Annotated in this window: 4 protein-coding genes; 1 reads left to right on the top strand and 3 read right to left on the bottom strand. The window is 31.5% G+C overall.

The genetic code is table 11. The features are described 5' to 3' along the window. The coding region (locus tag AC0UBM_RS18290; RefSeq protein ID WP_475689626.1) for a transposase at positions 1-351 on the top strand (351 nt) is incomplete at its 5' end. 93 nt (positions 352-444) lie between these two features. Here AC0UBM_RS18290 and AC0UBM_RS18285 read toward each other — a convergent pair. The 3 genes from AC0UBM_RS18285 to AC0UBM_RS18275 form a co-directional block, all read right to left on the bottom strand. Beyond that, positions 445-1,539: a hypothetical protein gene (locus tag AC0UBM_RS18285; RefSeq protein ID WP_475689625.1), complete on the bottom strand. Its 1,095-nt coding sequence runs from the start codon at positions 1,537-1,539 to the stop codon at positions 445-447. A 47-nt stretch (positions 1,540-1,586) separates the two neighbouring features. Further along, a complete protein-coding gene (locus AC0UBM_RS18280; protein ID WP_475689628.1) occupies positions 1,587-1,742 on the bottom strand; it encodes an integrase core domain-containing protein in 156 nt (51 codons plus the stop codon). Positions 1,743-1,747: 5 nt separating this feature from the next. Further along, positions 1,748-2,599 carry an IS3 family transposase gene (locus tag AC0UBM_RS18275; RefSeq protein ID WP_475689627.1) on the bottom strand — a complete coding sequence of 284 codons (852 nt, stop codon included), beginning with the start codon at positions 2,597-2,599 and terminating at the stop codon, positions 1,748-1,750. Between the last annotated feature and the right edge of the window lie 77 nt (positions 2,600-2,676).

Raw genomic sequence — 2,676 nt, 5'->3', positions numbered from 1 at the left:
ACAGTTACCTATTATCGTGAGGAATACCAACGTAATATAGCTCGAGTAAACAGTAATCAAGGGCGTTACATGAAAGGAAAACGGCAAAGCACCGTAGAACCCGTATTTGGAACCCTGACACAGTTTATGGGGTTAAATAAGGTTAATACTATTGGTGTAAAACAAGCCAATAAATGCATGCAACTCTCAGCTATTGCTTACAATCTCAAAAAATACATGAAATTTATTGAAAAACGTACTAAAAGTGATGCAGGAGCACTTGCACTTTATTTTAATCTAAAAAACACCTTTTATAAAGCTATTAATACGCTTTTAAGACCTTGTAAATCACCTAAAATATTAACTGTATAAAAACAGAAACCGTCTCTAAAGACGGTTTTTAATTAAAGGTGTACTATTTGTTTTGGGCTTGTGCAACGATTACCATTGTTGTGCACTGTTTTTTTATTCCTTTTCAACAACGTGATTTGATATAAAAATTTCATCTTCTCCCAATTCAGCCTTATCATTTACCAATTCTATTTCAATTTTTTCAACATATTCTGGCTCAATCAAAATTTCGGCAACGTCTTTTCTGTTAAAATCTCTAGCAAGTAACTCCCATTCGAACACAATCTTTTGAGAGTTTGGTTCAGGTAATAATGATAATTTGAAATATGTATTGTCTTTTTGAATTAATGGTTTATTGTCTCGTGGTTGATAAGTAATTGTTTTTGATTCGTTATCAACAAATTCCGTTAATGATAGTTTTGGGAAAAGTGGCGTTCCTTCGTCAAGTCTACTAACACCTTCCTTAAACTTTATAATAACTCGCCAATCTTCGATTACTACTGAACCAATATTCTCCATTACAAAGTCAAAACTGCACCAAGATTTATTTACTTTATTTGATTGAAATGGGAAAAGTGGGTTTATACTGTCTAATATTGATTTATGAGAATTAAATCTCTCCATTAAAATATCAGATGTTGATTTACTTGTATATCTATATTTTGTTATTTTTTTTTCGAAAATTGGGTTAAGGGTTAAATTATCGTCCAATTCGTTAAATGATATTTTAAAATCAAATTTTCCTTTTTGTCCGATTCCGTGTTGATACCATTGGTAAGCATCTTGATTATCTTCCAATAAATCAACAATATCTTCCCAACAAAAAAGTAGAATTTCAAATGAGCCATTTTCTCTATTCTCTATATCTTTTAATCTAATGAATTCCTCAATTTTTGAATCCTTATTTTGGGTAGAGGCTATAATGTAAACTTCTAACTGTGGTTTGAAAGTTTTAGCTTTTTCTATTTCAGTTATAATTTCTTTCTCTGTTAGTTTTGCATTCGAGTAATCGTCTTTTCCTTTTGCTTGAATTCCCCAATATTGAGTTTCATTTTTAGGTATTCCATAAACGTCAACACCTGCTTGTTCTTGACCTAATCTTCCATTTTTCTTTATCTTATTAGGTATTGCCCAAACTTCTCCCCAAAGCTTTTTGCAAAGTGATTCAAAATCTTGCCAATTTTCAGGTTTTCCTATGGTTTTCTTCATTTCTCAAATGTCTAGTCCTGAAATATGGCTACAGTTAAAAATTGGTTTTAAGCTGATAATTGATATACCATATTTGGTGTTCTATAGTCTAAAGATAAATGTAATCTTATTTCGTTGTATAAATTAATTGCATTTTTTGTAGCCCTCTTCGCATGTGCTTCATTAGTAAAGGTCTGGTCTAGATAAAACTCATCTTTTAGTATGNGTTTTAAGCTGATAATTGATATACCATATTTGGTGTTCTATAGTCTAAAGATAAATGTAATCTTATTTCGTTGTATAAATTAATTGCATTTTTTGTAGCCCTCTTCGCGTGTGCTACATTAGTAAAGGTTTGGTCCAGATAAAACTCATCTTTTAGGATTCCGTTTACACGTTCTGCCATTGCATTTTCGTAACAATGGTTTTCTTCAGTCATGCTAATTTCTATCTTATTTCTTTTAAGTATTTGCGTGTATACATTGCTACAATATTGTATGCCTCTATCTGAGTGATGTATGAGTCCTGTAACATGCTTAGCTTTATAAATGGCTTTATTAAGCGCTCTTACACATCCTTTAAGTTCTAAGCTATCACTTAGGTCGTAACCCATTATTTTCCTTGAGTGCATATCTGTAATTAGTGCTAGATAACAAAATCCTTTTACGGTTCTGATATAGGTAATATCAGACACCCAAACTTGGTTAGGCCTTGTCACTTTTAGGTCTTTTATAATGTTGTCATATTTATAAAAACGGTGATGGGAGTTTGTTGTTCTGGAACTATATTTTTTTATTAAAGTAAGCATGCCCTGAGAACTTAATACTTTGAATAGTGTGTCTCTACCGACTTTAAGATTAGTTTTTCTAAAATCTTTATCCAACGCTTTTATAAGCTTACGTACACCTTCTCTAGGAAGAGATTTGCGTCTTTTCTTGACTATATTAATAACTTGTTGTTCTAGTTTTAAACGCTTATCAGCTCTGCATTTAAACTTATAATAGGCATCTCGTTTTAGTCCAAAACAACTGGTAATAGTCGATAAAGAAACAAATCCCTTAGCTTTATCTTTTGCTTTTATTAAGGCTTGGTATTTAGTTTTTTTTTGAGCTGTTGGATGTTTTTGTATCCTAATTTTTCAGCGGCTACTTCTAGGTA

The organism is Formosa sp. F44 (genome assembly GCF_056238645.1).
This window is presented reverse-complemented; position numbering and strand designations above follow the sequence as displayed.